General features: G+C 66.9%; 28 protein-coding genes. 14 read left to right on the forward strand and 14 right to left on the reverse strand.

Annotated features, from left to right (window positions below):
* Position 1 precedes the first annotated feature (1 nt).
* The 6 genes from GO308_RS12300 (at position 2) to GO308_RS12325 (ending at position 8,259) form a co-directional block, all read left to right on the forward strand.
* Entirely contained in the window at positions 2-1,108 is a 1,107-nt protein-coding gene (locus GO308_RS12300; protein ID WP_066480752.1) for an ABC transporter permease, read from the forward strand.
* The gene (locus GO308_RS12305) at positions 1,105-1,902 is read left to right on the forward strand and encodes an ABC transporter ATP-binding protein (RefSeq protein WP_066480753.1); all 798 of its coding nucleotides are present in this window, start codon (positions 1,105-1,107) and stop codon (positions 1,900-1,902) included. Before GO308_RS12300 ends, GO308_RS12305 begins: the two co-directional genes overlap by 4 nt.
* Positions 1,903-1,909: 7 nt before the next feature.
* Entirely contained in the window at positions 1,910-2,887 is a 978-nt protein-coding gene (locus GO308_RS12310) for an MlaD family protein (RefSeq protein WP_066480754.1), read from the forward strand.
* A complete protein-coding gene (locus GO308_RS12315; RefSeq protein ID WP_240885631.1) occupies positions 2,884-3,462 on the forward strand; it encodes an ABC-type transport auxiliary lipoprotein family protein in 579 nt (192 codons plus the stop codon). Before GO308_RS12310 ends, GO308_RS12315 begins: the two co-directional genes overlap by 4 nt.
* Before the next feature lie 146 nt (positions 3,463-3,608).
* Positions 3,609-6,161: a TonB-dependent receptor gene (locus tag GO308_RS12320; protein ID WP_240885632.1), complete on the forward strand. Its 2,553-nt coding sequence runs from the start codon at positions 3,609-3,611 to the stop codon at positions 6,159-6,161.
* A gap of 58 nt (positions 6,162-6,219) precedes the next feature.
* Positions 6,220-8,259, forward strand: a complete 2,040-nt coding sequence (locus GO308_RS12325) for a hypothetical protein (protein WP_240885633.1) — start codon at positions 6,220-6,222, stop codon at positions 8,257-8,259.
* Between the two features lie 3 nt (positions 8,260-8,262).
* On the opposite strand, the gene GO308_RS12330 is transcribed toward GO308_RS12325, so the two are convergent.
* Positions 8,263-8,955, reverse strand: a complete 693-nt coding sequence (locus GO308_RS12330) for a DUF6445 family protein (RefSeq protein ID WP_240885634.1) — start codon at positions 8,953-8,955, stop codon at positions 8,263-8,265.
* A 2-nt stretch (positions 8,956-8,957) separates the two neighbouring features.
* Positions 8,958-10,472, reverse strand: coding sequence for a tryptophan halogenase family protein (locus GO308_RS12335; protein WP_240885635.1), 1,515 nt, complete (start codon positions 10,470-10,472; stop codon positions 8,958-8,960).
* Positions 10,473-10,616: 144 nt separating this feature from the next.
* Between GO308_RS12335 and GO308_RS12340 the strand changes: the two genes are divergently transcribed.
* Positions 10,617-10,799 carry a hypothetical protein gene (locus tag GO308_RS12340; protein WP_066480764.1) on the forward strand — a complete coding sequence of 61 codons (183 nt, stop codon included), beginning with the start codon at positions 10,617-10,619 and terminating at the stop codon, positions 10,797-10,799.
* Between the two features lie 15 nt (positions 10,800-10,814).
* Here GO308_RS12340 and GO308_RS12345 read toward each other — a convergent pair whose 3' ends face one another.
* Positions 10,815-12,107: an MFS transporter gene (locus GO308_RS12345; RefSeq protein ID WP_240885636.1), complete on the reverse strand. Its 1,293-nt coding sequence runs from the start codon at positions 12,105-12,107 to the stop codon at positions 10,815-10,817.
* 110 nt (positions 12,108-12,217) lie between these two features.
* On the opposite strand from GO308_RS12345, the gene pgsA reads away from it, so the two are divergent.
* From pgsA to GO308_RS12360, 3 genes are read left to right on the forward strand one after another with little or no spacing between them, the layout of a single operon-like run.
* On the forward strand, positions 12,218-12,772 hold the full coding sequence (pgsA, locus tag GO308_RS12350; RefSeq protein ID WP_066549839.1) for a CDP-diacylglycerol--glycerol-3-phosphate 3-phosphatidyltransferase: 555 nt from the start codon (positions 12,218-12,220) through the stop codon (positions 12,770-12,772).
* Positions 12,773-13,030, forward strand: coding sequence for a molybdopterin converting factor subunit 1 (moaD, locus tag GO308_RS12355; protein ID WP_240885637.1), 258 nt, complete (start codon positions 12,773-12,775; stop codon positions 13,028-13,030).
* The gene (locus tag GO308_RS12360) at positions 13,027-13,470 is read left to right on the forward strand and encodes a molybdenum cofactor biosynthesis protein MoaE (RefSeq protein WP_240885638.1); all 444 of its coding nucleotides are present in this window, start codon (positions 13,027-13,029) and stop codon (positions 13,468-13,470) included. The genes moaD and GO308_RS12360 overlap by 4 nt, the downstream gene beginning before the upstream one ends.
* Before the next feature lie 48 nt (positions 13,471-13,518).
* On the opposite strand, the gene GO308_RS12365 is transcribed toward GO308_RS12360, so the two are convergent.
* Together GO308_RS12365 and GO308_RS12370 are read right to left on the reverse strand one after the other, a co-directional pair.
* Entirely contained in the window at positions 13,519-14,166 is a 648-nt protein-coding gene (locus GO308_RS12365; RefSeq protein WP_240885639.1) for a fasciclin domain-containing protein, read from the reverse strand.
* A 108-nt stretch (positions 14,167-14,274) separates the two neighbouring features.
* Complete coding sequence (locus GO308_RS12370) at positions 14,275-15,177, reverse strand: hydrogen peroxide-inducible genes activator (RefSeq protein ID WP_066480770.1); 903 nt, start codon at positions 15,175-15,177, stop codon at positions 14,275-14,277.
* Between the two features lie 156 nt (positions 15,178-15,333).
* Here GO308_RS12370 and GO308_RS12375 point away from each other — a divergent pair, with 156 nt between their 5' ends.
* A complete protein-coding gene (locus GO308_RS12375; RefSeq protein WP_066480858.1) occupies positions 15,334-15,879 on the forward strand; it encodes a peroxiredoxin in 546 nt (181 codons plus the stop codon).
* Between the two features lie 158 nt (positions 15,880-16,037).
* On the forward strand, positions 16,038-16,559 hold the full coding sequence (locus GO308_RS12380) for a carboxymuconolactone decarboxylase family protein (RefSeq protein ID WP_066480773.1): 522 nt from the start codon (positions 16,038-16,040) through the stop codon (positions 16,557-16,559).
* A 13-nt stretch (positions 16,560-16,572) separates the two neighbouring features.
* Here the strand turns inward: GO308_RS12380 and GO308_RS12385 are convergent, their stop codons facing one another.
* Entirely contained in the window at positions 16,573-17,325 is a 753-nt protein-coding gene (locus GO308_RS12385; RefSeq protein WP_231726136.1) for a sulfite exporter TauE/SafE family protein, read from the reverse strand.
* Between the two features lie 159 nt (positions 17,326-17,484).
* Here GO308_RS12385 and epsC point away from each other — a divergent pair, with 159 nt between their 5' ends.
* Together epsC and GO308_RS12395 are read left to right on the forward strand one after the other, a co-directional pair.
* Positions 17,485-18,171, forward strand: a complete 687-nt coding sequence (gene epsC, locus GO308_RS12390; RefSeq protein WP_066549831.1) for a serine O-acetyltransferase EpsC — start codon at positions 17,485-17,487, stop codon at positions 18,169-18,171.
* Positions 18,171-18,512: a DUF2794 domain-containing protein gene (locus GO308_RS12395; RefSeq protein ID WP_066480777.1), complete on the forward strand. Its 342-nt coding sequence runs from the start codon at positions 18,171-18,173 to the stop codon at positions 18,510-18,512. Before epsC ends, GO308_RS12395 begins: the two co-directional genes overlap by 1 nt.
* A gap of 48 nt (positions 18,513-18,560) precedes the next feature.
* Here GO308_RS12395 and GO308_RS12400 read toward each other — a convergent pair whose 3' ends face one another.
* The 8 genes from GO308_RS12400 to pstC form a co-directional block, all read right to left on the reverse strand.
* On the reverse strand, positions 18,561-19,592 hold the full coding sequence (locus GO308_RS12400) for a hypothetical protein (protein WP_066549828.1): 1,032 nt from the start codon (positions 19,590-19,592) through the stop codon (positions 18,561-18,563).
* A gap of 214 nt (positions 19,593-19,806) precedes the next feature.
* Positions 19,807-20,706, reverse strand: a complete 900-nt coding sequence (locus GO308_RS12405) for an SDR family NAD(P)-dependent oxidoreductase (RefSeq protein ID WP_240885640.1) — start codon at positions 20,704-20,706, stop codon at positions 19,807-19,809.
* Positions 20,707-20,837: 131 nt separating this feature from the next.
* Complete coding sequence (locus tag GO308_RS12410) at positions 20,838-21,239, reverse strand: hypothetical protein (RefSeq protein WP_066549817.1); 402 nt, start codon at positions 21,237-21,239, stop codon at positions 20,838-20,840.
* Between the two features lie 244 nt (positions 21,240-21,483).
* Positions 21,484-22,176, reverse strand: a complete 693-nt coding sequence (gene phoB, locus GO308_RS12415) for a phosphate regulon transcriptional regulator PhoB (protein WP_066480785.1) — start codon at positions 22,174-22,176, stop codon at positions 21,484-21,486.
* Positions 22,177-22,204: 28 nt separating this feature from the next.
* Positions 22,205-22,894, reverse strand: coding sequence for a phosphate signaling complex protein PhoU (phoU, locus tag GO308_RS12420; protein WP_231727524.1), 690 nt, complete (start codon positions 22,892-22,894; stop codon positions 22,205-22,207).
* 16 nt (positions 22,895-22,910) lie between these two features.
* The gene (gene pstB, locus GO308_RS12425) at positions 22,911-23,717 is read right to left on the reverse strand and encodes a phosphate ABC transporter ATP-binding protein PstB (RefSeq protein ID WP_066480789.1); all 807 of its coding nucleotides are present in this window, start codon (positions 23,715-23,717) and stop codon (positions 22,911-22,913) included.
* Complete coding sequence (pstA, locus tag GO308_RS12430) at positions 23,717-25,015, reverse strand: phosphate ABC transporter permease PstA (protein WP_066480790.1); 1,299 nt, start codon at positions 25,013-25,015, stop codon at positions 23,717-23,719. Before pstA ends, pstB begins: the two co-directional genes overlap by 1 nt.
* Positions 25,008-26,384: a phosphate ABC transporter permease subunit PstC gene (pstC, locus tag GO308_RS12435; RefSeq protein WP_066480792.1), complete on the reverse strand. Its 1,377-nt coding sequence runs from the start codon at positions 26,382-26,384 to the stop codon at positions 25,008-25,010. Before pstC ends, pstA begins: the two co-directional genes overlap by 8 nt.
* Positions 26,385-26,389: the final 5 nt, after the last annotated feature.

The following is a 26,389-nucleotide window of genomic DNA, read 5'->3' on the forward strand; positions in this document are numbered from 1 at the left end:
AATGAAGCCCGCCGATTTCGTTCTCGATCCGTCGGATGAAGCCGGCAGCATCCGTTTTTCGGGTGACCTGTCGCTGGCGAGCATCGGCGACCTGCCCGAACGGCTCGCCGCGCTGCCCGACAAGGTCGCCCGCATCGACATGACCGGGATCGACCGGATCGATACGGTCGGAGCGTGGATCGTCCACCGCTTCGCACGCGACCAGTCGGCCGAGGTCGTCGGGCTCGGTCCCGATGGCGCGCACCTGCTCGAGCAGGTCGCCGCCGCCGATCACAAGGTCGCGATGAAGCCCGACCAGCTGCCGCCGGTGCTGCGCGTGCTCGACGAACTGGGTGCGGCGGTGATGGGCGCGCTGACCACCCTGGTCGGGCTGCTCGGCTTTTTGGGCGCGACCGCCATCGCCTTTGCCAATGTGGTCCGCCACCCCAGCCGTTTCCGCTTCAACGCCACGGTGCACCGGTTCGAGGTGGTGGGCGTCTCCGCGCTCGGCATCATCGGACTGATGAGCTTCCTGATCGGCATCGTCATCGCGCAGCAGGGCGCCGTCCAGCTGCGCCAATTCGGCGCGGAGGCGTTCACCATCAACCTGGTCGGACGGATCACGCTCAGGGAACTCGGCGTGCTGATGACCGCGATCATGGTCGCGGGGCGATCGGGCTCGGCATTCGCGGCGCAGATCGGCACGATGAAGCTGACCGAGGAAATCGACGCGATGCGCACGATCGGCGTGTCGCCGATGGAGGCGCTGGTCGTGCCGCGCACGCTGGCCGCGGTGCTGATGATGCCGTTGCTCGGCTTTTATGCCTCGGTGATCGCGATCATCGGCGGTGGCCTGCTGTGCTGGATCTCGCTCGACATCCCGCCGGTCATCTTCATCCAGCGGCTGCGCGAGGTGGTGCCGATCACCGACCTGTATGTCGGGCTGGTCAAGGCGCCGGTGTTCGGCGCGATCATCGCGATTGCCGGCTGCTTTCAGGGGATGCTGGTCGAATCCGACGCCGAGCAGGTCGGCCTGCGCACCACGTCGGCGGTGGTCCAGGCCATCTTCCTGGTGATCGTGCTCGATGCATTCTTCGCGGTCTTCTTCACCGAGATCGGCTGGATATGAGCGGCGAATCGGTCATCTGTGTGCGCGGCCTCAGCAACGCCTTTGGCGAGCAGACGGTGCACGAGAACCTCGACCTCGACGTGCGTCGCGGCGAGATTCTGGGCGTGGTCGGCGGATCGGGGACCGGCAAGTCGGTGCTGATGCGGTCGATCATCGGGCTGCAGACCCCGGTCGAGGGCGTGATCCGCGTGTTCGGGGAGGAGACGATCGGCCGCGAGGAAACCGAGGCGATCGAGATCCGCAAACGCTGGGGCGTGCTGTTCCAGGGCGGCGCCCTGTTCTCGACATTGACCGTCGCCGAGAATGTCCAGGTGCCGTTGCGCGAATTCTACCCCAAGCTCAATCAGGCACTGCTCGACGAGATCGCCGGGTACAAGGTGGTGATGACCGGTTTGCCCGCCGACGCGGGACCCAAATACCCGTCGGAGCTTTCGGGTGGCATGAAGAAGCGCGCCGGCCTGGCGCGCGCGCTGGCGCTCGACCCGGAGCTCCTGTTCCTGGACGAACCGACCGCGGGGCTCGACCCGATCGGGGCGGCCGCGTTCGACGAGCTCACGCTGTCGCTCCAGAAGACGCTGGGTCTGACCGTCTTCCTGATCACCCACGACCTCGACACGCTCTACGCGATATGCGACCGCGTCGCGGTGCTGGCCGACAAGCGCGTGATCGCGGTCGGCACGATCGACGAACTGCTGGCGCTGGACCATCCGTGGATCCAGGAATATTTCAACGGCCCGCGCGGACGCGCGGCGGTCGCCACCAACGAAGCGGCCGCGCTGGCGGCCAAGGCATGAGGGGCTGATGGAAACCCGATCGAACCATATTCTGGTCGGCAGCGTCGTGCTGATCCTGCTTGCCGTGCTGGCGCTGTTCACCGTGTGGATCGCGCGGCTGAACGCCGCCAGCAATCGCGAATACGACATCTTCTTCAACCAGGCGGTCGACGGGGTGAACAAGGGGTCGGTGGTCGCCTATTCGGGCGTGCCGTCGGGACAGGTCGAGGAAATCGCGCTCTACAAGCCCGATCCCCAGCTGGTCCGCGTGCGGATCAGCGTGAACGAAGACGTGCCGGTGCTGGAAGGAACGACCGCCAGCGTCCAGGGCAGCTTTACCGGGGTCAGCACCATCCAGCTCGACGGGGCGATCAAGGGCGCGCCGCCGCTGCGCTGCCCGGAGATCAAGCCCGAAAGCGCCTGTCCGCTCGGCGTTCCGGTCATTCCGACGAAGCGCGGCGGGCTGGGCGCCCTGCTCAGCTCCGCGCCGCAGCTGCTCGAACGGCTGAGCACGTTGACCGAGCGGCTTTCCGAATTGCTGTCCGACCGCAACCAGAAGTCGATCGGCAACATCCTGGCCAACACCGACCGGCTGACCGATGCGCTGGCCGACCGCGGACCCGAAATCGCCGCGACGCTGGCCGAGACGCGGGTCGCGCTGCAAAAGGCGGGAATGGCGGCGGACGAGATCGGCAAGCTTGCCGGCACGACCAATGGCTTGCTCAGCAATGATGTGAAGCCGGTCGTGGCCAACCTTAATCGCACGGTGTTGTCGGCCCAGAAGAGCATGGACTCGCTCGACGCCGCGATCAACGACGCGCGGCCAGGGCTCCAGGCCTTTTCCAAGAAGACGATCCCAGAGGTCGGCCAGCTGGTCCAGGATCTGCGCCAGATGTCGGCGGCTTTGACCTCGGTCGCCGAAAAGATCGATCGCGAGGGCGCGGGCTCGATCCTGGGCCAGCCCGAGCTGCCCGACTACAAGCCAAGGAAGCAAGGCGCGCAATGAAGAAACTGGTCCTCATCGCCCTGATCCCGCTCGCCGCGTGCGTTCGCTTCGGCGCGGAGCCGCCGCCGGCGCTGATGACGCTGACGCCCGCCGCCGCCGTCCCGGTCGGGCGTGAGCAGAAGTCCGCCGACGCGCGTACCGTGACGCTCACCGTGCCGGTGGTGCCCCAGGAGCTGGCGGTGACGCGCGTGCCGGTGCGGTCGGCGGGGACCCGCGTCACCTATGTCAAGGACGCGCAGTGGGTCGAGCCGCCGGCGCGGATGTTCGCGCGGCTGCTCGCCGATACCATTACGGCGCAGACGCCGCTCGTCGTGCTGGGCGCGCGCCAGTTCCAGGTCGATCCGGGCGCGATGCTGTCGGGCGAGCTGCGCAGCTTCACCATCGATGCCGACACGCAGGAGGCGGTGGTCGTCTATGACGCGGCGGTGATCCGCGAAGGGGTCGCCGGCGTGGAAAAGCGCCGCTTCGAGGCGCGCGAGCCGGTGACCGCGGTCGAGGCCGACGCCGTCGGCACCGCGCTCAATACTGCGGCGAACCGGGTGGCGAGCGACGTCGCGACCTGGCTTTCCCGCTAGCCACGTCGGGTGTGCGGCATCGTGCCCACACGCTTTGAACGCGGGTGGCCGTGCAATCGTTTGCATGTCCCGTTGATTGGCGTTAACTAGCACGCCTCATGACAAGAGCGGTTCATCAAGACCGCTGTGTATCCGGGAGTGAGTATATGCGTACGACCCTTGGTCTCAGCTTTCGCGCGCTTTTGCTGGTCGGCTCGACCCTTTCCGTCGCCCCCGCTTTCGCTCAGGTCGGTCCGCCGTCATCCGAAGCCGAATCGACCGCGACCGAAGACGCATCCCAGGCCGATGCGCAGGGCGGCGAAGACATCATCGTCACCGGCACGACGACCCGCAACCGTCCCCTGATCACCGCCTCGGCCGACATCACGCTGGCCGATCGCGAGGCGATCGACCGCCGTGCGCCGCGATCGACCGCCGACCTGCTCGAACTGGTGCCCGGCGTCTTCGTCGAGGGGACGGGCGGCGAAGTGTCGAACAACTATTCGGTCCGCGGCCTTCAGGGCGGCGGCCAGCGTTTCGTCCAGCTCGAAGAGGACGGGTTGCCGATCATCTATAATGGCGGCGGCGCTGACTTCTTCTTCTCCCAGGACTTGACGATCGACCGGCTCGAAGCAGTGAAGGGCGGCTCGTCGGGCGTGCTGACCGTCAACGGCGCGGGCGCGACGATCAACTTCGTGTCGCGTCGCCTGGCCTTTGACGAGCCCGAGGGGATCGCACGGGCGACGGCGTACAATTACGGGCTGCTGCGCGGCGATTTCTATTACTCCGCGCCGCTGCTGGCCGACAAGCTGGCGTTCAGCGTCGGGGGCTATCTCCAGACCAGTCCCGGCGTGCGCCGCAATCCGTTCAATTATGAGGGCTGGCGGCTGAAGGGTGCGCTCGAATATCGGTTTGACGATGGCGGTTTCGTGCGGCTCAGCGCCAAGGGCGGCGACCTCAAGACCGTGTTCTACGCCGGCCAGCCCTATGCGCTGAACGACGGCGAAGTCGGCGCGGTCGCCGGGCTCGACCCGCAGTTCGACCATATCGGCGGCAGCTCGTTTGCACGGATCCAGGCCCCGGTGTCGACCTTTGTCGACCCCGACGGCTTCCGCGAGTTCAATTTCACCGACGGCGTGCAGATCAAGACCGCGCAGGTCCGCATCGATTTCGAAAAGCCGCTTAGCGACAGTTTCGAGATTTTCGGCCGCGCGCGCTATCTCGACCTGTCGTTCGACTTCAACGGCCTGTTCCCCGGATCGGGCACCGGCAATGCCGGCCTTGCCAGCGCGGTCGAATATCTGACGCCTGGCGCGGGCTCGCCGATCAACGGCCTGCTGACGCTCGGCCAGGCCGCGTTCCCGACCGCGACGCGCTTCGGCATCCGCAGCCGGACCAGCGGCGTCGTGCTCGGTTCCAATCAGGTTGCCGAACTCAACGCGCTCAACGGCAACGGCTTCCTTCAGCAGACCACGCTCAACCACGATTTCCAGGAAGGGCATGATTTCGGCCTCAATGCCGGCGGTCGCTGGGCGTTCGAAAGCGGCGCGATCAAGAACTCGCTGACCTTCGGCGTGCTCTACTACGATGTCCGCCGGTTCCAGAACCAGTCGGCGACCGCGACCGCGCTCAACGACGTGCGCAACAACAGCAATCTCTATGACGTCGTCGCGCTGGATGCGAACAACAACGTGATCGGGTCGCTGACCGACAACGGCCTCGTGTCCTATGGCAACTGGGGCGCGGGCATCCGCGAGCGCACCGACGAATCGGTTTCGCTCTACCTCAACGACGAAATCCAGATCGGCGACCGGCTGCGCATCGACGGCGGTATCCGCTGGGAATTCCTCGACTCGCGCTTCGACGATGGCAATGCGGCGGCAGTAAATCAGCCGGTGCCCGCCGGTCTGGGGGGAGTCGTGCGCGACGTCGGCTCGACCTTCAACGGCACGTTCACCACGCGCACCGACAGCAAGGACGCGATCGCGTGGACGGTGGGTGCCAATTACCTGCTGACCGACAATCTGGCGGTCTATGCGCGTTATGCCGACGGGTTCCAGACCAACAATGTCGATCCGATCACCCGGGTCGAGCTGTATGAAATCGGCGCGCGCGTCGAATATGGCCGGCTGTTCAGCGGGTCGGTCACGCTGTTCCAGACCAATTTCAACGACCAGTTCTACAACTTCATCGATCCGCTCGATCCGACGCGCCAGACTGCGTTCCTCGCCGACCTGAGCACCCAGGGGGTCGAGATCGATGCGATGGTGCGGCCGACCGACTGGTTGTCGGTCAACTTCATCGGGGTTTTTCAGGATCCGACGCTCGACAATCTCAGCCTGAACGGGGTGGCGCAGCCGACATTCGACGGCAATCGCCCCGAACGGACCCCGTCGCAGCTCTGGACGATCACACCCACCGTAAAGCTTCCCAACGGGGTGGGTGAGGCGTTCGTGCGCTACAAATATATCGGGCGCATCTTTGCCGATTCGGGCAACGGCGTCGCGTTGCCAGGCTATGGCGTGACCGGCGTCGGCTTGACGCTCAACCTGACCGACCGGTTGCAGCTCGCGCTCAATGCCGACAATATCTTCGACGAAATCGGCCTGACCGAAGGAAATCCGCGCCAGGGCCAGACCCAGAACGCCGACTCGGGCTTCTTCTATGCGCGCGGCATTGTCGGGCCGACCTATGGCGGCACGCTGACGATGCGGTTCTGATCCCCGGGGGCGCGCGAGCGCCCCCGACCGGAACGTGGCAGCGGATGGAGAGACGAAGATGCGGCACCTGAAACCCATGGCCGCGGCGATCGCCCTGTGCATGGCCGCCGGGCCGGCAATCGGCCAGGCGAGGCCCGAACCCAAACTCGGCTATCAGCTTGTCGAGGGACAGAATATCAATGCGTTCGTTCGCGACGGCGCGGTGGCGGCGCACCTGTTGCTGCGTTCGGGCAATGACCCGCGCATCCTGGTCGCCTTCCCGGCGGGAAACAGCGGCGTCGGGCTGTGGTTCGACACGCTGGCCGCACCGGCGCAATGGGCGCTGGAGTCCGCACCGCAGCCCGTCGACGTGCGCGACGCGCACGGCCGGCGGCTGAACGGCGTGCGGGCGGTGGCGTCGCTGACCGCGCCGAGGCTCGCGCTCAAGCAAGCGGTGCTGTCCAACGTCCGCTTCCTGCGCGACTATCAGGCGATCGGCCGCTTTCCGCCCGAAGTGGCGGTGAAGGCGCAGATCGACGGCAATCGCATCGTCTATGCGCGTGACCGCGTCGACGGCGCGCCGGGCTATCGGCTCGAGCTGCGCGTGGTCGAGGGGCGGGTGAACGCGGGCGGCATCGAGGCGGGCGCGGGGGGGCGGATCCGGCTGGAGATCATCGCGGCGACCGGCGACCCGGCGCTGACCGGCCTCAGCGAAGCCGAGCTGCTGAACGATCGCGCCGCCGCCGACCCGGCCGCGCGCAACGCGCTGCGCTTCCTCAGCTATCGCGAGAAGTTCCTGGCGGGTTCGTGGCGCTTCAACACCTATTTCGGACGCGATACGCTGATGTCGGTGCGGCTGCTGATGCCCGCATTGCAGCCCGGCGCCATCGAAGCGGGGCTGAACGCGGTGCTCGCGCGGCTCGATCGCGATGGCGAGGTGGCGCACGAAGAAGCGCTGAGCGAGTTTGCCCTGCTGGAGCGCGGCGCGAAGGGCGAGGCGAGCGACGCGGCGACGCTCGACTACGCCATGGTCGACGACGATTACATGCTGGCGCCGGTGGCGGCGAGCTATCTGCTCGAGCGCGGCGACGCGGCGGCGGCGCGCGCCTATCTCGCCCGCGCAGTGGTGAGCGAGGCGCAGCCGGGCGCGCGCGACCCGGCCGGTGCGCTGCTGGTGCGCAACCTTCGCTTCGTCCTGAAATCGGCCGGCCCATTTGCCGCGTCGCCGACCACCGCCAAGCTGATCGCGCTCAAGCCCGGGCGTCAGGCCGGGCAATGGCGCGACAGCAACGAAGGGCTGGGCGGCGGGCGTTACGCCTATGACGTCAACGCCGTGTTCGTTCCTGCCGCGCTCGATGCCGCCGCGCGGCTGGCTGCCAGTGGGCTGCTCGACCCCTACCTGACCCCCGATGACCGCAAGGCTTTGGCCGATGCGGCCCGGATGGCGCGGGTATGGCGCGACCAGGCGCCGTCGCGTTTCCGGGTGACGATGCCGGCCGATCGCGCGCGCAGTGCAATCAAAGGCTATGCCGCGACGCTGGGCATTCCGGCCGAACCCGCGCTGGCGACGCTGGGCCGCACGCCGCTCGTCTATCATGCAATCGCGCTCGATGCGCTGGGCAAGCCGGTGCCGATCCTGCATTCGGACGAGGGCTTCGCGCTGCTGTTCACACGGCCCGCGCCCGCCGACCTGGATGTCATGGTCCAGTCGATCATGCGCCCTTTCCCGGCCGGATTGATGACCGATATCGGACTGGTCGTCGCCAATGCCGCGCTGGCCAGCCCCAAACTCCAGGCGGACTTCACCCCCGCCAAATATCATGGCGCGGTCGTGTGGTCATGGCAGCAGGCGCTGCTCGCCGCCGGTCTCGAACGCCAGCTGGCGCGCGACGACTTGCCGCCGCCGACGCGGGCGCGGCTGCGCACGGCGCAGGCCGAGCTGTGGCGCGTGATCAAGGTCGGGCGCGAGGTCCAGAATTCGGAGCTCTGGTCCTGGGCATTCGCCGATGGCCGCTATCAGGTCGTGGCGTTCGGCGCGGGCAAGCAGGATGTCGACGAATCCAACGCCGCGCAGTTGTGGAGCACGGTATATCTGGCGGTCCAGCCGCCCGCGAACTGACGCTCAGCGCGCCGCGAAGAAGCCGGTGATCGTCAGCCGGCCGACGCGCGGGTCGGGGCTGAGCGGCAGGTCCGGCGGAATTACCCCGCTGTGCAGCAGTGCGCTGCGGTAAAATACCGCGCGGTTGGGTTTTGCCACGACTTCGCACAGGCATTCGAATTGCGCGGTGGACCCCCGGATGTAATCGGCGGGCGGCGGGCCGTCGCGGCGGACCTCGCGGTCGAGCGTCGCATAATATGCTGCGGTACGGTCGGGCCCGATCGTTTCGAACCCGGTCGAACGATGCCGGAAAAACGCGGTGCCGCCGTGATCCGCTTTGCTCAGGAAATGCACCATCGCCACGCGCCCCGGCTCGGCACCGTCGATGTGCGGGATGCGCTGTTCGAGGGTCAGGCGCTCGCGCGGCGTCGTCACGATCGCGAAGCAGAGGTCGATCACGCGCGCCGCGCCGGTGAGCCCGAACGCCTGCCCGAAGATCGTCGCCAGGATCGGCCGCGCGGCGTCGAGATAGGTCGGCGGCGCGGGCGCGCGAATGCCGGGATAGGCGGTCACCGGGATGCCGAACGTGCGCTCGGCGGCAAAGTCGCGCAGCGCCGCCGGGTCGGGCGCGAAATCGTCGACGATCACGATCGGCTCATGTTCGTTGCCGATCCGTCGACCGACGATCGTCGGCGCGGGCACCGCGGATGCCGCCATGGTCAGGCGACCGCGCGCGTCGCGCCGATCAACTTGGCGATGGCGGCATCGTGGCGCGGCAGCGCCGGCACCGCGCGCGCGATCGCCCCGGCGACCTGTTCAACCTGGCGGCGGTTGGTATCGGAATCGAACGTGTCCGCGATCGGGTTGTAGCCGCGGGGCACGATGCCCTGGCCGTGGAAAACCGCGAGCCAGCTCGCTTCGCGGAACAGTTCATCGGTTTCAACCATGATCCGCCCGGTGGTGCGGAAATGATGCTCGCGCTCGATCAACCCGTCGGGCAGCGCCATGTGACGGCAGTACTCCCACAGCGGCTCGGGCTTATCGGTGGTCGCGTGGTAATGGAGGATCAGGAAGTCCTTGATATTGTCCATGTCGCGGCTGAACACCGCGTTGAACCGATCGGCGAGCGCGGGATCGCACGATTTGTCGGGCAGCAGCGCGAGCAGCTTGACGATCCCCGACTGGATCAGGTGGATGCTGGTCGATTCCAGCGGCTCGAGGAAGCCGGCCGCGAGCCCGATCGCGACGACATTGCCGATCCAGGCACGCCGCCGCCGCCCGGCCGTGAAGCGCAGGAAGCGGGGATCGCCCAGCGCCTCGCCATCGAGATTCGCGGCAAGCGTGGCGGCGGCTTCGTCGTCGCTGACGAACTGGCTGGAATAGACATAGCCGTTGCCGGTGCGATGCTGGAGGGGGATGCGCCACTGCCAGCCCGCGGCACGCGCGGTCGACCGGGTATAGGGCGTCGTCTCCGCCACGCGTGCGCATGGCATGGCGACTGCGCGGTCGCAGGGCAGCCAGTGCGACCAGTCGTCATAGCCCGCCTCCAGCTCACCCTCGATCAGCAGCGCACGAAAGCCCGAGCAGTCGATGAACAGGTCGCCGTCCAGCCGCTCGCCGCGTTCGGTGACGAGCGCGGTGACGAAGCCGCTTTCGCCATTGCGCTCGACATGGGCAAGCTTGCCCTCGACGCGCGTGACCCCGCGCGCCTCCGCAAGGCCGCGCAAATAGCGGGCGTAGAGCGCGGCGTCGAAATGATAGGCATAGCCCAGCGTCGACAGGATCGAGCGCGGATCCGACGCGGGTTTGGCGAAGCGGTTGTCGTACGCCAGCTGGGTGGGCAGCGACAACGCATCGAGCGGCATATCGAGTCCCTCGCGCCGCGCCTTGAGCCAGCGATGGTGAAAGGCGACGCCGGGCAGGTTCACGCCATATTGGCCGAAGGGGTGGAAGTAGCGGTGATCGGGCCGCGTCCAGTCGACGAATTCGATGCCGAGCTTGAAGCTCGCCTTGGTTTCCGCAACGAAAGTGGCTTCGTCGATCCCGACCAGCTCGTTGAACCAGTGGATGGGCGGGATCGTCGCCTCGCCGACGCCGACGCTGCCGATATCCTCCGACTCGAGCAGCGTCACCCTGGCCGTCGCGCCCAGGGTGCGGCCGAGCGCCGCCGCGGTCATCCACCCGGCGGTCCCGCCGCCCAGGATGACAATCCGCTCGATCCGATCATTGGTCATGCCGACGGTCTAGCAAGACGCTCCGCCGATAGGAATGGGCCGGCTCGGACACGGTGCCCGCGCTGGCTGCGTCCCGTTTCGAGACGGGCGTTAACCATGATTTTTTCAGGCGCGAAATCGTAAACAAAGCGTTAACTTCGTACCATGTCGCACCTGATCCAACGCGGGCAAACCGCATTCGCCCCGGCGCCCCGCCACCCGCTGCGCGCACGGCTTAAGCTCGTTCGCCCGCGGGTGCGTGCGTCGAACGCCGATGATCAGGACCTGAAGCTGTTCGTGATGAGCTTCACCGCCTTTTTCATCTGTTTCTATTCGATGATCGCCTGACCCGCAGCGCGGGGTTCAGTCGCACACGCGGTGCAGTTTCTGGGCGATCCACGCTGAAATCAGGCACATGCCTGCGACGATCAGCAGCATGTCCTCCGGCGTGACGTTCAGCACGGTGGTCGCGGTGATGACCGTTGCCGCCCCCACGACCATCGCGCCTGAATTGACGACGTTGTTCGCGGCGACGGTGCGCGCGGTCTGATCCTTGGTCACGGTCGTGGTCAGGAACGCATAGAGCGGCACCACGAACATGCCGCCAAAGATCGCGATCGCCGCCAGCGTGCCGAGCACCAGCATCGCCTGGGGCTGAAGGATGAAGGCGTCGATGCCATAGAGCGTGCCCGCTGGGGCGGCGGTCCACATCCGCGATTCGATCGAGAAGGCAACGATGAACACGGCCATCACCAGCACCGATGCCGGCGAATATCTGGCGGAGATGCGACCGCGGAGCATGGCGTTGATGATCACCGATCCGACCGCCACCCCGATCGAGAAGATGGCGATGGTCAGGCTGGCGACGCGTTCGTCGGCAGTCAGCACGTTCTTGACCAGCGGCGGGAAGATCACGATCAGCACCGCGCCGATCGCCCAGAAAAAGCTGATCGCGCAGATCGCGAGGAAAAGCCGCGGGATGTGCATCGTCGCGGAGACCAGCCGCCAGGATGCGGTGAAGGGATTGTAGTTGAGCGCGAGCGGCGGGCCCATGCGCGGTGCGGGCGGCACGAACCGGCCCGCCCACCAGCCGATCAGCGCCACCACGATCACCAGCGCCGCCGCCCATTCGACCGCGATCCAGCCCGCAATCACCGTCCCCATCAGGATCGACAGATAGGTCGCGGCCTCGACCATGCCGGTGCCGCCGAGCACCTCGTCCTCCTTCAGATGCTGGGGCAGGATCGCGTATTTGATCGGGCCGAAGAATGTCGAGTGCACGCCGAGCATCAGCACCGCGCTCAGCATGATGACGAGGCCCGCGGTGACCTGGCCCATCTGCGCCAGCATCAGGCCCGCCGCGCCGAACAGCATGATCACGATTTCCGCGGTCTTCACCAGCCGGATGATCCGCGCCTTGTCCATCGTATCGGCCAGCTGCCCCGACAGTGCCGACAGCGCGAAAAAGGGCAGCAGCGCAAGTCCCGTCGCCAGCGCGTTGAAATTGGATTCGACCGCCGGATCGTTGAAGATGTGATAGGTCGCGAACAGGACCATCGCGGTCTTGAACAGGTTGTCGTTGAAGGCGCCGAGGAACTGGGTGATGAAAAGCGGCAGGAAACGGCGCTCCTTGAGCAATCCGAGCGCGTTGTTCATGTCTGGTGCGACCTGCTGATATACCGGAACGGCCCTTGCCATAGCCGAGGGCGGGGAAAGGCCGCAATGGGCTGGCAGCTGGCGGGATTTCGACTAGGACAGGCGGCGACATGCTGACATTGCCCAACATCCTGACGCTCTCGCGCATCTTCGCCGTGCCGTTGCTGGTCTGGTGCCTGTGGTGGCCGGACTGGACGAGCGGCTATGCGGCGGCGTTCGCGCTCTACTGCCTGATGGGCATCACCGATTATTTCGACGGCTATCTCGCCCGCGCGCAGGGGACGGTGTCGAAGCTGGGCGTGTTTCTCGATCCGATCGCCGACAAGATCATGGTCGCCGCGGTCGTGCTAATGCTGGTCGCGACCGCGTGGATCCAGGGGGTGCACGTCATCGCCGCGCTGATCATCCTGCTGCGCGAGATCATGGTGTCGGGCCTGCGCGAATTTCTGGCGCAGCTCAGCGTGTCGGTGCCGGTATCGCGGCTGGCCAAATGGAAAACGACGCTGCAGCTGATCGCGCTCGGGGCGCTGGTGCTGGCGGGGGCGGTCCCGCACCTCGCCTGGGTGCTGACGGTCGGCATCGTCACGCTGTGGCTGGCGGCGCTGCTGACGCTGGTGACGGGCTGGGACTATCTGCGCGTCGGCCTGAAGCACATGGACAGCTGAATGGCGCTCAGGCTCCTCTATTTCGCGTGGGTGCGCGAACGTGTCGGCACGGGCGAGGAGCAGGTGACGCCGCCTGAAGCGGTTGCCACCGCCGCGCAGCTGATCGACTGGCTGGCGAAACAGTCCGAAGCGCATGCCGCGGCGTTCGCCGACCGCGACCGGCTGCGCGTCGCGATCGACCAGAAATTCGCCGCGCTCGATACGCCGCTCGGCGGCGCGCGCGAGGTTGCGATCTTTCCCCCGGTGACCGGCGGATGATCCGGATCGCGGTCATGACGACGGCGATCGACGTCGCCGCCACGCTGGCGGAGGTCGAGGGCAACGGGGCCGGTGCGGTGGCAAGCTTTACCGGTATCGTCCGCCCCGACGACGGCGTGACCGCGCTGACGCTCGAACATTATCCCGGCATGACCGAGCAAGTGCTGGCGGCGATCGCGGAGGAAGCGGCGGCGCGCTTCGGCCTCACCGCGGTCAGCGTGACGCACCGGGTGGGGACGATGGTTCCCGGCGACCGGATCGTGCTGGTTGCCTGTGCCGCCGCCCATCGCCGCGACGCGCTGGCCGCGTGCGCAATGCTGATCGACCGGCTCAAGACCGACGCGCCCTTCTGGAAGCGCGAACAGCGCGGGGAGCGTGCCGACTGGGTGACCGCGCGCGTTGCCGACGCGGAAGCTGCGGATCGCTGGCGAACGGCGTAACGAGCCGCGCCGCCCGGCCACTGGGGCCGGGGCGGCGCGGACGACCGATTACTCGGCCGGGGTTTCGGCAGGCGCGGTCGCCGGCGCATCCTGGCGCGGGATCAGCACGCCGTTCACGACATGGACGATGCCATTGGCCTGCTTCACGTCATACTGCGTGACATAGCTCTTGTTGCCGTTGACGTCGTTGAGCACGACCGCGTTGTTCTCGAGCTTCGCCGTGATCGGATCGCCGGCAACCGTGGTCAGCGTCAGCGTGCCGCCAGCTTCGGTCAGCTGTTTCGCCAGCGTCTGCGCATCCAGCGCGCCCGCGATGACGTGATAGGTCAGTACCTTGGTGAGCAGGGGCTTGTTCTCCGGCTTCAGCAGCGTGTCGACGGTGCCGGGCGCGAGACGCGCAAAGGCGCTGTCGGTCGGCGCGAACACGGTAAAGGGACCCGGACCCGACAGCGTCGCATCAAGGCCAGCCGCCTTCACCGCGGTGACCAGGGTCTTCAGATTGTTCGCAGCCGCGGCATTTTCGACGATGGTCTTGGTCGGCACCATTTCCGCACCGCCGACCGTCGGGTTCGCCGTGGCTGGCGCGGTGGCTGCGGGCGTCGTGGCGGGGGTGGTGCCCGTCTGTGCCGATGCGGGCAGCGACACCAGCGCTGCACCGCCGAGGGTCAGGGTCAGAAAGGCTGAAAGGGGTTTCATGGGCGATACTCCGGACGTTTCGGTGATTGAAAAGGGAACCGCGTTTGACGCGCTTTGAAAATACGGGCGAAAGGCGGGTTGGTTTCGTCGCCCGACCCGGTTTTTGTTTCAGCGCAGCGCGGCGAGCACGCCGGCAAGCAGGCGAAAGTCGCGCTCGCGCGGGCTCGCCCTGCGCCAGATCAGCGCGATGCTGCGGGTCGCGCGCTCCGAATGGAGCGGCCGGGCAACGACGCGGGTGTGCGCCAGGATGCCGGCATCGACCGCCATCTTGGGCAGCATCGTGACGCCCAGGCCATTGTCGACCATCTGGACGATGGTGTGCAACGAGGTCCCGAGCATCGTCGCCTGACCGCGCAGTTCGGGATGGTTGCACGCGGCCAGCGCATGATCTTTCAGGCAATGGCCGTCCTCCAGCAGCAGGAGGCGGGTCTCGTCGATATCCTCCGCGACCACCGGCCCGGTGGGCGTCGTCGGTTCGCCGCCGGGAAAGGCGACATAGAGATGGTCGTCGAACAGCGGCGCGACCTCGACATCGCCGCAGACATAGGGCAGCGCCAGCAGGACGCAGTCGGTACGGCCATGCGCCAGCCCCTCGCACGCCGCCGCACTCGGCTCCTCGCGCAGGAACAGCTTGAGGTCGGGATAGTCGGCGCGCAGCCGCGGCAGGATGCGCGGCAGCATGAACGGCGCGATCGTAGGAATGACGCTCATGCGCATGTCGCCCGACAATGGCTTGCCGGCCGCGCGCGCCATGTCGCTCAGCTCTTCCGCCTCGCGCAGCACCTTGCGCGCCTTGTCGACGATCGCGTCGCCCAGCGGGGTGAACCGCACGACCCGGCGCGTGCGCTCGACCAGCACTATGCCGATCAGCGTCTCCAGCTCCCGAATGCCGGCCGACAGCGTCGACTGCGTGACGAAGCAGGTTTCGGCGGCGCGGCCGAAATGCCCCGCGTCGCGCAATGCGACCAGATATTGGAGCTGTTTCAACGTCGGCAGATAGGAGGTGCTCATGCCGACCTATTTATCGCCTGCGTCAATCAATCTCCAGAAAATAAACGATTTGAACACTGAGCCAAGTGACCTATATCGCAATGCAGCATGAATGCGGCGACGCAGCGAAGCGATGCCGGTCATTCGCGCTGGATCACTATATTGGAGGATTTTTCGATGTTGACCGTTGGCGACAAGCTCCCGCAGTTCATCTTGCCGGTCCAACAGGGCACCGACGCGCTGCCCGCGGGCGAGACGATCGATCTCACCACCGCCTTTCCGGGCAAGTGGAAGGTGCTGTTCTACTGGCCGAAGGACTTCACGTTCGTATGCCCGACCGAGATCGTCGGCTATGCCGGCCTCAAGGCTGATTTCGAGGATCGTGACGCCGTGCTGATCGGCGCGTCGACCGACACCGCGCATGTCCACTTTGCGTGGCGTCGTTCGGACGAGGATCTGGCCAAGGCCGATTTCCCGTGGATCGCCGATAATGGCCGTGTCCTTGCCGATGCGCTCGGCATCGTCGACAAGGACGAGCATGTCGCGTTCCGCGCGACCTTCATCATCGATCCGGACAACATTATCCAGCACGTGACGGTCAATGGCCTGAACGTCGGGCGCAACCCGCAGGAAACGCTGCGCGTGCTCGACGCGCTGCAGACCGACGAACTGTGTCCGTGCAACTGGAACAAGGGTGAGGAACTGCTGCGCCCCGCGGCGTAAGCGTTCCTACCCCTGCCAAAGGGCGCGATCCGGCCGGCTCCTCCTCCCTCCCGCCGGGTCGCGCCCTGCTTTACCCTTTCCAGCTATCGTCCCTTACCGCTTCCCGTCCCGGCACCGACGTTGCCGGGCGCGGGAGTCATTTGACCGGAGACTGACCGATGTCGCTCAAGGATTTTGCCGCGACGCTGCCCGATTTCGCCAAGGACATCCGCCTGAATGTCGGATCGCTGCTGAACGAGGCGACGCTCGACGATCAGAAGAAATACGGCCTGTTGCTGGCTTGCGCCCATGGCAGCGGACACAAGCCGCTGGTCGACGCGACCGAGGCCGAGGCGGCCGGCAAGCTGACCCCCGAGGCGGCCAATGCCGCGCGGGCCGCGGCGGCGGTGATGGCGATGAACAACGTCTATTACCGGTTCACTCACCTCGCCGGGAACCAGGAATATGCCAACCTGCCCGCGCGGCTGCGCATGAACGTCATCGGCGCGCCGGGGATCGACAAGGTCGATTTCGAGCTGTTCAGCCTGGCGGTCAGTGCCATGAACGGCTGCGGCAAGTGCATCGACGCGCACGAGCAGGTGCTGAAGCGCGCCGGCACGACCGCAGAGACGATCCAGAATGCGGTGCGCATCGCCTCCGTCATGAAGGCGGTCGCGACGGTTCACGCCGTCGCGGTCTGAACGTCGGAATCGGTCAGGCGAGGGCGGCGTAGAGGCTGAGCGCACTGGTGGCGGTCAGGACGACGCCGACCAGCCCGAGCAGGAAGCGCGGGCGGACGCGCTTGACCAGCATCGCCCCCAGCGGCGCCGCCGCGATCCCGCCGATCATCACGCCGATCGTCGCCTGGGTGAACGCCTCGATCCCCAGCGTGATCAGGAAGGTAATCGAGATCGCGGTCGTGAGCACGAACTCCGCCGTGTTGACGGTGCCGATCGTCATGCGCGGGCTCGCGCCCTGAACCAGCAGGTTGGACGTGACCACCGGCCCCCATCCGCCGCCGCCCGCCGCGTCCAGAAAGCCGCCGACCAGCCCGAGCGGCGCGATGACGCGCGGCTGGCGTGGCCGGGGCGGCGCGCCAAAGGCACGGAAGATCAGGTAGAGGCCGATCCCGGCAAGATAGGCCATGACGAACGGCCGCGCCCCCGAGCCGACCTTGACCAGCACATAGGCGCCGATCACCCCGCCCACCACGCCCGGAATGACCAGCCGGGCAAACAGGCGCCAGTCGACGTTGCGCTGGACGATGTGGCTGATACCCGACGCAGCGGTCGTGAACATTTCGACCAGATGGACGGCCGAAGAGGCGCGCGACGGCGGCACCCCGAGCAGGCTGACCATCAGCGTCGTCGAAATCGCGCCGAACGCCATGCCCAGCGCGCCGTCGACCATCTGCGCGGCAAAGCCGACCGCGATGAAGGGAAGGAGGCCGGCAATGTCAAATCCCATCAACACCGCCATCCTTCCGGCACCAACCGTGCGCTTCTTCCCGAAACTGCCATACCCGACAACATAGATCGAGTTTAGTGCGTGCAAGCCATGCCGCCATGTGTCTGGAAATCGGGCGACTGCGCGCCTAAATTAGCGGATCGAACAGGGGGACGCGCCATGTTGCGGCGGTTGAGCGAGTATCTGGAATCGATCAAGGCCCGCGATCCGGCGCCGCGATCCCGGGCCGAAATCCTGCTGTATCCGGGCGTGTGGGCGATGGCGCTGCACCGCGTCGCGCACCGCCTGTATCGCGCCCGGCTGTTTTTCCTGGCGCGGGTGGTCAATCATTTTTCCCGCTTTCTGACCGCGATCGATATCCATCCCGGTGCGACGATCGGCCGCAATTTCTTCATCGACCACGGGTTCAGCGTGATCGGCGAAACCGCCGAGATCGGCGACGACGTCACCATGTACCAGAACGTCACCCTGGGCGGTGCCAACCCGGTCGCCGGCGAGGGCGGCAAGCGCCATCCGACCATCCTCGACGGCGCGATCATCGGGGCGGGCGCACAGGTCCTGGGGCCGATCACGGTCGGCGCGCGCGCGCGGATCGGGGCCAATGCGGTCGTGACCAAGGACGTGCCCGAAGGCGCGACGATGGTCGGCATTCCGGCCAAGCCGACCCTGGTCGAAGCGGCGACCTATCAGCGCGACTTCATGCCGTACGGCACGCCGTGCAGCGAAATGTACGATCCCCAGACGCAAAAGCTGGAACTGTTGCGCTGCGAGATCGAGACGCTGCGCAAGCGGCTGGACGAAGCGATGGCCGAACGCGGCCAGGCGGAGCGGCGCGACCACGGCTGATGGGAATCGTCACGCCGTTTCCCGCCGCGCGGGTGCCCGGGCAGGTCGGGTTCGAACGCGCCGAGCTTGCCCGCATCCTCGATCTCTATGGTCGGATGGTCGCGGCCGGCCATTGGCGCGACTATGCGATGCGGCTCGATGCGGAGGTGGCCATGTTCGCCGCCTTTCGCCGCGCCGCCGAACGCCCTGAATTCCGGATCGAGAAGCGTCCGGCGCTGCGCCAGCGCCAGGGACAATGGGCGCTGATCGCCGAAGGTGGCGCGGTGCTGAAGCGCGGGCACGAACTGGGCCCGGTGCTGGCACCGATCGAGCGGCGACTGGTCAAACTGGTCGCGGGCTGACCGGCACGTCGCCGATCAGCCCGCGAGCAGCACCCGATGATCGCGCGTTCAGGCGCGCGCCGGCATCTGGGTGGGTGGCAGGGTGTGGCTCAGGCTGCCCAGCCGGGCGACCACCAGCCGCCGCATCGGCTGCCAGAATGCGGACAGGGTGAGCAGCGCCGACCCGATCACCAGCCCGGTGAACGCGGTACCCAACTCGACCGCGCCCGCGCTGCGGAACAACGCGTAGAGCGCATACAGCACATAGGCGAGCGACGAGACGAGCAGCGCGCGGCGGTCGACGGCGAGCGCGACGATCGCGAACAGGATGTAGAGCGCGAACACGATCATGGCGACGGGCACGCCGACATCGCCGTCGAACACGCCCAGCATCTGGAAGATCGGATGCGCGATCATCGGCGCGGCGGCGAGATGCAGCCAGAACGCGACATCGGAACGGCGGGTGCGGCGTTCGCGGTCGCTCATGTCCCAGCGCATCGCCAGCGCGAAGATCGCAAGGCCGCCGATCAGGACGAGCGGCCAGGCGCGCGCGCCCATGTCCGGAAATGCCGAGAACACCAGCCCGATCGCGGTGGCGGCCAGCGCGACCGCACCGGCGGCGACCGTGATCGGCACCATGAAGCGCCGCCAGTGGATGTAGGTCGCGCCAGCCGTGATCAGCGCGATGCCTGCCCCGATCGCCGCGTCGAGGCGGTCGGGCAGGTCGGGGTTGAGCGTGGCCAGCGCGCCGACCAGCGCACCGCCGACCCCGCCGGCAAAGGCGAGCAGCAGCAGGATGCTGGGCAGCGCCATGCGCCGCTTGCGCGTGAAATATTCGGCAAGGAACCACGCCGCGCCCGCCACGCCGACCCCGCCGAGCGCCGGCGTGATCGACTGACCGACCTGGCCGATCGCGAACAGGACCAGCACGAGGGCGATGGCGACGAAGATATCGTTGAAACCGGTCAGCAGCCGGAAATGTTCTTCATCGACGGTCGGCGCCAACCGCAGCGACGCGACATGGTTGCGAAACGCGGTCGCCATTTCGCGCGGGACCACCCCCGCCTCCACGGCATTGTCCAGATCGGACTCGCTGTACATGGCCTCTTCCTCCTTCGTGTGCGGAAGCGATCATGCCAGAGGTGTCTTAATCAAGCAATACAGCTCGTGCGAGCGAAGGTTTTGGTCGCATATGCTGAGTCTAAGCGGAAAATGGAGGCTTTCACGAACTTCAGCCAAGTTCTTCTGTCGCCCCCCGGCACAAGGCCGGGGTGACGAGGAGAAGGTGGCCGGGCTTTTTTTCCTGGCCGGACCCTCAATTGCCCGCCAGCCGCGCGAAGATCGACTGCGCCTGCTCGCTGCCCGACTGGGGCACGATCTCGCCCGTGCGGTCGGTTATCGCAGCCCAATGCGCGGCGACGCCCTCGGGGGTCAGATCTTCGCCCGCCAGCCTGATGCCGCGGGTGAGCGTGACATAGCTCGCCTGGAACACGCCAGCGCCGGCGCCGACGATCGCGTTGGTTGGCGCATCTTGGCTGACCAGATAGAGCGCGGCGGGAACGACGGCGTCGGGGTTGAACGCGTCGAATGCCGCTTCGGGGAAGATGTCCTCGGTCATGCGCGTGCCCGCGACGGGCGCGATCGTGTTGACGCGGATGTTGTTCTTCGCCCCTTCGAGATAAAGCGTCTTGGTCAGGCCGGCGAGGCCGAGCTTGGCGGCGCCGTAATTGGCCTGGCCGAAATTGCCGAACAGGCCGGTCGACGACGCGGTCATCAGGATGCGGCCGTAATTCTGCGCGCGCATCGTTTCCCACACCGCCTTGGTGCAATGCGCCGAACCGTTCAGGTGCACGTCGACGACGAAGCGGAAATCGGCGGGCTCCATCTTGGCGAAGCTCTTGTCGCGCAAGACGCCGGCATTGTTGATCAGGATGTGGACGCCACCCCAGCGGTCGCAGGTTTCGGCGACCATCGCGGCCATCTGGTCATAGTCGGTGACGCTGCCCCCGTTCGCGATTGCTTCGCCGCCCAGCGCGACGACTTCGTCGACCACCTTTAGCGCGGCGTCGCTTTGCCCGGTGCCGTCACGCGCCACGCCGAGATCGTTGACGACCACCTTCGCGCCGCGCCGCGCCAGTTCGAGCGCATAGGCGCGCCCCAGGCCGCCGCCCGCCCCGGTGACGATGGCAACCTGGTTGTCGAAACGGATGGTCATGGGCGTCGTCCTCTCGCGCAATTCAGTTGGCGCGAGTGGTGACGTGAGCCAGGCGGTTCGTCAAATCCGTTACGGGATGCACGGCCCGGCATCCGGGCCGTGCATCCGAACCACGCATCCGGGGCCGGCAATCAGCCGCCGCGCTGGCGGCAATTGTCGTACTGGCCGCGCTTGCACAGCGGATATTTCTCCATCGGGGCGGGCGCGGGGAACGCCTGGTCGGGGCTGACCGACTGCTGCACGATCACCTTCGCGCCCGGTTGGGGCGTGCCCTGCAGCGCCGGGCCGGACGGCATATAGCCGCCTGCCGGATCGGCCGCATCGGCGGCGGGTGCGGGCGTCATCGGCGATGTTGATGCGGTCGGGCCGCTCATCGGCTGCTGGGCCATCGGCTGCTGCGCGGGCGCGGTCATCCCCGCGTCTGGAGCGGGGGCAGTCGGTGTCGTCGGCTGCTGGGTGGGGGTCTGCGGCATGGTCTGCGCCAACGCGGGCGCACTGACCGCAAGCGCCGCGGCAAGGGCGATGAGTTTCATGGTGTTCCTCCTACGCATACAGGCGCGCAATCGAGCGCACGCGAAAGGAGGAACGATCCGCGCGGGAATTTTATCCCTCATGGTCTGATCGCACTCCATTGACCCGCTCATCCTGGGTAGCCGCTGAGCCCTTCGACTGCCTGCCAAGACAGGCGCTCAGGACAGGCTTCGCCAAGCTCAGCCCCTACTCAGGATGAGCGGGTTTGGTGCTTCCGACGCCCGACCCAGCGGCACCTGCTGGCGCTCAGGCGCCCGAATCGAGCGCGTAGCCAGCGGAGCGGACGGTGCGGATGATGTCAGGCCGGTTGCCGCGGTTGATCGCCTTGCGCAGTCGGCGGATATGCACGTCGACGGTGCGGCTTTCGATGTCGCTGTCATGCCCCCAGACCGCGTCGAGCAGGCGCTCGCGGCTGAACACCCAGCCGGGATGCTCGAGGAAATGCTTGAGCAACCGGAATTCGGTGGGGCCGAGCGGCACGACTTCGCCGCCGCGCCGGACCTTATGGCCGACCGTGTCCATCTCGATATCGGCATAGGTCAGCTGCTCGCCCGCCAGCGCGGGACGGACGCGGCGCAGCACCGCGCCGACGCGCGCGACCAGCTCGCGCGGCGAAAACGGCTTGGTGACGTAATCGTCCGCGCCGGTTTCGAGGCCACGGACCCGGTCCTCCTCTTCGCCGCGCGCGGTCAGCATGATGATCGGGACATTGGCGGTCTCCGGCATCCGGCGCAGCCGGCGGCAGACCTCGATCCCCGAAAGCCCCTCGACCATCCAGTCGAGCAGGACGATATCGGGCGTCGCTTCCTTGGCGAGCAGCAGCGCTTCCTCGCCGTCGGGGGTCTGCTTGACCTCGAAATCTTCCCGCTTGAAATGCCAGATCAGCAGCTCGGCCAGCGCCGCGTCGTCCTCGACCAGCAGCATCTTCACCCGCGCCATATGTTCCACCCTTGTCCTTCGGTCGTGCTCACTGATCGGCGACCGTCTCGATGCGCTCGCGTTCGGCCATGTGATCGCCGGTCGCCGCATAATAGACCATCTCGGCAACGTTGGTCGCCTGATCGCCGATGCGTTCCAGATTCTTGGCGATGAACAGCAGGTGCGCGGCCTGGCTGATGCTCTTTGGATTTTCCATCATGAAGGTGACGAGCGCGCGGAAGATGCTGTTGTAGAAATCGTCGACCGCGCGGTCGCGCTCGCAGACATCCATCGCGGCTTGCGCATCGCGCGCGGCAAAGGCGTCGAGCACGTCGTGCAGCATCTCGCTCGCCAGGATCGCCATCGCCGGCAGCACCGACAGCGGCTCGATATGGCGGTTATCCTCCATCGCGGTCACGCGCTTGGCGATGTTCTTGGCATGGTCGCCGACCCGCTCCATGACCCCCGCGATCTTCATCGCCGCCACGATCTCGCGCAGGTCGTCGGCCATCGGCGCGCGCAGCGCGATCAGACGGATCACCAGCCGCTCGATCTCGTGCTCGAGCGCGTCGATGCGCTTGTCGCCGTCGACGACGCGCTGCGCGGCGGCGGCGTCGTGCTGGACCAGTGCCTCCATCGCCGCGCCGATCGCGGCTTCGGCCAGCCCGCCCATCTGCGCGACCAGCCCGCGCAGCTCGCCCAGCTCGTCGTCGAAAATCTTGACCGTATGCTCGCTCACGCTACGCAACCCCGCCTTAGCCATAACGGCCAGTGATATAATCCTTGGTCCGCTCTTCGCGAGGATTGGTGAAGATTTCCGACGTCACGCCGTATTCGACGAGATTGCCGAGGTGAAAGAAGGCGGTCCGCTGCGACACCCGCGCGGCCTGCTGCATGTTGTGCGTCACGATGACGATCGCGTACTTGCCGCGCAGCTCGTGGATCAGCTCCTCGATCTTGGCGGTGGCGATCGGGTCGAGCGCCGAACAGGGCTCGTCCATCAGGATGACTTCGGGATCGACCGCGATGGCGCGCGCGATGCACAGCCGCTGTTGCTGGCCGCCCGACAGCGCGGTGCCGCTGTCGTTCAGCCGGTCCTTGACCTCGTCCCACAACCCCGCGCGACGCAGCGACTGTTCGACGATGCGGTCCATGTCGGCCTTGCCCGGGGCCAGGCCGTGGATGCGCGGGCCATAGGCGATGTTCTCATAAATCGACTTCGGGAACGGGTTGGGCTTCTGGAAGACCATGCCGACACGCGCGCGCAGTTGCACCACGTCCATCGCGGGGGAATAGATGTTCTCGCCCTCCAGCGTGATCTCGCCGTCAACCCGCGCGATCGGGATCGTGTCGTTCATGCGGTTGAGGCAGCGCAGAAAGGTCGACTTGCCGCAGCCCGACGGGCCGATGAACGCGGTCACATTCTCCATGTCGATGTCGATCGACACGCCCTTGATCGCGTGGGTCGACCCGTAATGGACGTTGACGTCGCGCGCCGCCATCTTGGTGTGCGGCGCGTTGCGCAGCGCGGGCGCGGCGAGCGGGGTGGCGAGTTCATTCATTACCAGCGGGTCTCGAATCGGTTGCGGAGGTAGATGGCGATCGCGTTCATCGCGAGCAGGAAGACCAGCAGCACCAGGATGGCGGCGCTGGTCTTTTCGACGAAGCCGCGGCTGATCTGGTCCGACCACAGGAAGATCTGGACCGGCAGCACGGTCGCGGGATCGGTGAAGCCGCCCGGCGGCTGCGAGATGAAGGCGCGCATCCCGATCATCAACAGCGGCGCGCTTTCGCCCAGCGCGCGCGCCATGCCGATGATCGTGCCGGTCAGGATGCCGGGCAGCGCGAGCGGCAGGACATGGTGGAACACCACCTGAATGCGGCTGGCGCCGATGCCGAGCGCGGCGTCGCGGATCGACGGCGGCACGCCCTTGATCGCATTGCGCCCGGCGATGACGATCACCGGCATGATCATCAGTGCGAGCGTCAGCCCGCCGACGATCGGGGCCGAGCGCGGCAGGTGGAGCGTGCCGAGGAACACCGCCAGGCCGAGCAGGCCGAAGATGATCGAGGGCACCGCGGCAAGATTGTTGATCGACACCTCGATCAGGTCGGTCCAGCGGTTCTTGGGCGCGTATTCCTCGAGGTAGATCGCGGACAGCACGCCGATCGGAAAGGCGATCAGCAGCGTGACAATCATGGTCAGCAGCGACCCCTTGAGCGCGCCCCAGATGCCGACGGCGGTCGGGTCGGTCGAGTCGGCCTGGGTCAGGAAGGTCGAGTTGAACCCCCGGGTCAGCACACCGCGCTGTTCGAGCGTCGCGACGAGCGCCTCGGCCTCCGGCGTGCCCTGCCCGCTGGCGGCCTCGGCGATCGGTGAGGCGACGGGTACGTCGACCGCCGCCTTGCGCGACAGCAGCGTCGGATCGCGCTTCACCGCCTCGCGTACCTCCAGCCAGGCGGTGGGCGAGATGATGTCGAGCCCCGCCGGACCGAACGCCTTGACCGCGGCGTTGGCGGTCGCATCCTCGATCCCCGCGCCGGCAAGCGCGAGGTCTGCGCCCTTGTCATCGAGACGGTCGGCGGTGACCTTCAGCTCGGCGGCGGCGAGGTCGAGGGGAAGCGCCACCTCGACCCGCGAAAAGCCGCCGATGCCGTTCATCAGCATGGTGATCAGCAGGAAGGCGAGGAATCCCGCGGAGAGGGTCACCGCCGCCAGCCCGAGCAGGCGGAAGCGGCGCTCTGCGGCATAGCGGCTGCGAATGCGCTGCTGCATCGCCGACGTCGTCCAGTCGGTCGGCGCGCGGATCGCGGGTTCGGCGGTGCCGGTCGGCACGGGGGCGACGATCGACTTACTCATAAGCCTCGCGATACCGTTTCACGACGCGCAGCGCGACGATGTTGAGCAGGAAGGTGATGACGAACAGCGTCAGGCCGAGCGCGAAGGCGGCGAGCGTCTTCGGGCTGTCGAACTCGGCCTCGCCGGTCAGCAGGTCGACGATCTGCTTGGTGACGGTGGTTGCGCTTTCGAACGGATTGAGCGTGATCGTCGCCGCGCCCGATGCGGCCATCACGACGATCATCGTCTCGCCGATCGCGCGGCTGACCGCCAGCAGGATGCCGGCGACCACGCCCGGCAGCGCGGCGGGCAACAGCACGCGGCTGATCGTTTCCGACGTCGTCGCGCCCATCGCCAGCGACCCGTCGCGCATCGCGGTCGGCACCGCGGCGATCGAATCGTCGGCCATCGACGACACGAACGGGATGATCATCACCCCCATGACCAGCCCGGCGGCGAGCGCGCTTTCCGAACTGGCATAGGTAAAGCCGATCGCGACCGCGAAGTCGCGCACCAGCGGCGCGACGGTCAGTGCCGCGAAATAGCCGTAGACGACGGTCGGCACGCCGGCGAGGATTTCCAGGATCGGCTTCATCCACGCGCGCACGCGCGGCGCGGCATATTGGGTGAGATAGATCGCGCTCATCAGCCCGAACGGGATCGCCACCAGCATCGCGATGACCGCGCCGATGAAGAAGGTGCCCCAGAACAGCGGCACCGCGCCCAGCGTCTCGCCCGGATCGGTGGCACTGATCACCTGCGGGCTCCAGCGCGTGCCGAACAGGAAATCGGTGACCGGCACGATCGCGAAGAAGCGCGCGCTTTCGAACAGGAGCGAGACGAAGATGCCGACCGTCGTCAGGATCGCGATCAGCGATGCGACGAGCAGCGCCAGCATCACCGTGTTCTCGACGCGCGTGCGCGCGCGGAACTGCGGCTGGACGCGCGTATAGGCAAAGGCGCCGCCGGCAAAGGTCAGCAGCAGCGCGACTGCGGTGCCGATCCAGCCATAGCGTGCCTGTGCGTCGGCATAGATCGGCGCTAGCGTCTCCGCCAGCGGGTTGAAGGCGCCATAGGCGGTGCCGTTGGCCAGGTTGCGCGCTTCGGCGATCACCGCCGCGCGCTCGAAATCGATTGCGGGCAGGCCGGCGGCGGCCGGGCTGGCGATGACCGCGCTCTGCACCAGCGCGGGCGAGAGGATGTTCCACACCGCGAGGAAGATCAGCCCGGGCAGGACGGTCCACATCGCCATGTACCAGCCATGCTGCGACGGCAGCGAGTGCAACCGTTTCGCGGCACCGGCATCGAAACCGGCGGCGCGCGCGCGCGCCACCAGCCAGCCGATCAGGCCCATGCCCAGAATCAGGAACAACAGGACGAAGATGTTCACGAACG

This window comes from Sphingomonas sp. SFZ2018-12 (assembly GCF_022496715.1).
Classification (GTDB): domain Bacteria; phylum Pseudomonadota; class Alphaproteobacteria; order Sphingomonadales; family Sphingomonadaceae; genus Sphingomonas.

What these genes read in the sequence shown, in the direction of transcription:
- GO308_RS12300 (WP_066480752.1), top strand. Translation starts at nt 2, where the DNA reads ATGAAGCCCGCCGATTTCGTTCTCGATCCGTCGGATGAAGCCGGCAGC.
- GO308_RS12305 (WP_066480753.1), top strand. Translation starts at nt 1,105, where the DNA reads ATGAGCGGCGAATCGGTCATCTGTGTGCGCGGCCTCAGCAACGCCTTT.
- GO308_RS12310 (WP_066480754.1), top strand. Translation starts at nt 1,910, where the DNA reads ATGGAAACCCGATCGAACCATATTCTGGTCGGCAGCGTCGTGCTGATC.
- GO308_RS12315 (WP_240885631.1), top strand. Translation starts at nt 2,884, where the DNA reads ATGAAGAAACTGGTCCTCATCGCCCTGATCCCGCTCGCCGCGTGCGTT.
- GO308_RS12320 (WP_240885632.1), top strand. Translation starts at nt 3,609, where the DNA reads ATGCGTACGACCCTTGGTCTCAGCTTTCGCGCGCTTTTGCTGGTCGGC.
- GO308_RS12325 (WP_240885633.1), top strand. Translation starts at nt 6,220, where the DNA reads ATGCGGCACCTGAAACCCATGGCCGCGGCGATCGCCCTGTGCATGGCC.
- GO308_RS12330 (WP_240885634.1), bottom strand. Translation starts at nt 8,955, where the DNA reads ATGGCGGCATCCGCGGTGCCCGCGCCGACGATCGTCGGTCGACGGATC.
- GO308_RS12335 (WP_240885635.1), bottom strand. Translation starts at nt 10,472, where the DNA reads ATGACCAATGATCGGATCGAGCGGATTGTCATCCTGGGCGGCGGGACC.
- GO308_RS12340 (WP_066480764.1), top strand. Translation starts at nt 10,617, where the DNA reads ATGTCGCACCTGATCCAACGCGGGCAAACCGCATTCGCCCCGGCGCCC.
- GO308_RS12345 (WP_240885636.1), bottom strand. Translation starts at nt 12,107, where the DNA reads ATGAACAACGCGCTCGGATTGCTCAAGGAGCGCCGTTTCCTGCCGCTT.
- pgsA (WP_066549839.1), top strand. Translation starts at nt 12,218, where the DNA reads ATGCTGACATTGCCCAACATCCTGACGCTCTCGCGCATCTTCGCCGTG.
- moaD (WP_240885637.1), top strand. Translation starts at nt 12,773, where the DNA reads ATGGCGCTCAGGCTCCTCTATTTCGCGTGGGTGCGCGAACGTGTCGGC.
- GO308_RS12360 (WP_240885638.1), top strand. Translation starts at nt 13,027, where the DNA reads ATGATCCGGATCGCGGTCATGACGACGGCGATCGACGTCGCCGCCACG.
- GO308_RS12365 (WP_240885639.1), bottom strand. Translation starts at nt 14,166, where the DNA reads ATGAAACCCCTTTCAGCCTTTCTGACCCTGACCCTCGGCGGTGCAGCG.
- GO308_RS12370 (WP_066480770.1), bottom strand. Translation starts at nt 15,177, where the DNA reads ATGAGCACCTCCTATCTGCCGACGTTGAAACAGCTCCAATATCTGGTC.
- GO308_RS12375 (WP_066480858.1), top strand. Translation starts at nt 15,334, where the DNA reads ATGTTGACCGTTGGCGACAAGCTCCCGCAGTTCATCTTGCCGGTCCAA.
- GO308_RS12380 (WP_066480773.1), top strand. Translation starts at nt 16,038, where the DNA reads ATGTCGCTCAAGGATTTTGCCGCGACGCTGCCCGATTTCGCCAAGGAC.
- GO308_RS12385 (WP_231726136.1), bottom strand. Translation starts at nt 17,325, where the DNA reads ATGGGATTTGACATTGCCGGCCTCCTTCCCTTCATCGCGGTCGGCTTT.
- epsC (WP_066549831.1), top strand. Translation starts at nt 17,485, where the DNA reads ATGTTGCGGCGGTTGAGCGAGTATCTGGAATCGATCAAGGCCCGCGAT.
- GO308_RS12395 (WP_066480777.1), top strand. Translation starts at nt 18,171, where the DNA reads ATGGGAATCGTCACGCCGTTTCCCGCCGCGCGGGTGCCCGGGCAGGTC.
- GO308_RS12400 (WP_066549828.1), bottom strand. Translation starts at nt 19,592, where the DNA reads ATGTACAGCGAGTCCGATCTGGACAATGCCGTGGAGGCGGGGGTGGTC.
- GO308_RS12405 (WP_240885640.1), bottom strand. Translation starts at nt 20,706, where the DNA reads ATGACCATCCGTTTCGACAACCAGGTTGCCATCGTCACCGGGGCGGGC.
- GO308_RS12410 (WP_066549817.1), bottom strand. Translation starts at nt 21,239, where the DNA reads ATGAAACTCATCGCCCTTGCCGCGGCGCTTGCGGTCAGTGCGCCCGCG.
- phoB (WP_066480785.1), bottom strand. Translation starts at nt 22,176, where the DNA reads ATGGCGCGGGTGAAGATGCTGCTGGTCGAGGACGACGCGGCGCTGGCC.
- pstB (WP_066480789.1), bottom strand. Translation starts at nt 23,717, where the DNA reads ATGAATGAACTCGCCACCCCGCTCGCCGCGCCCGCGCTGCGCAACGCG.
- pstA (WP_066480790.1), bottom strand. Translation starts at nt 25,015, where the DNA reads ATGAGTAAGTCGATCGTCGCCCCCGTGCCGACCGGCACCGCCGAACCC.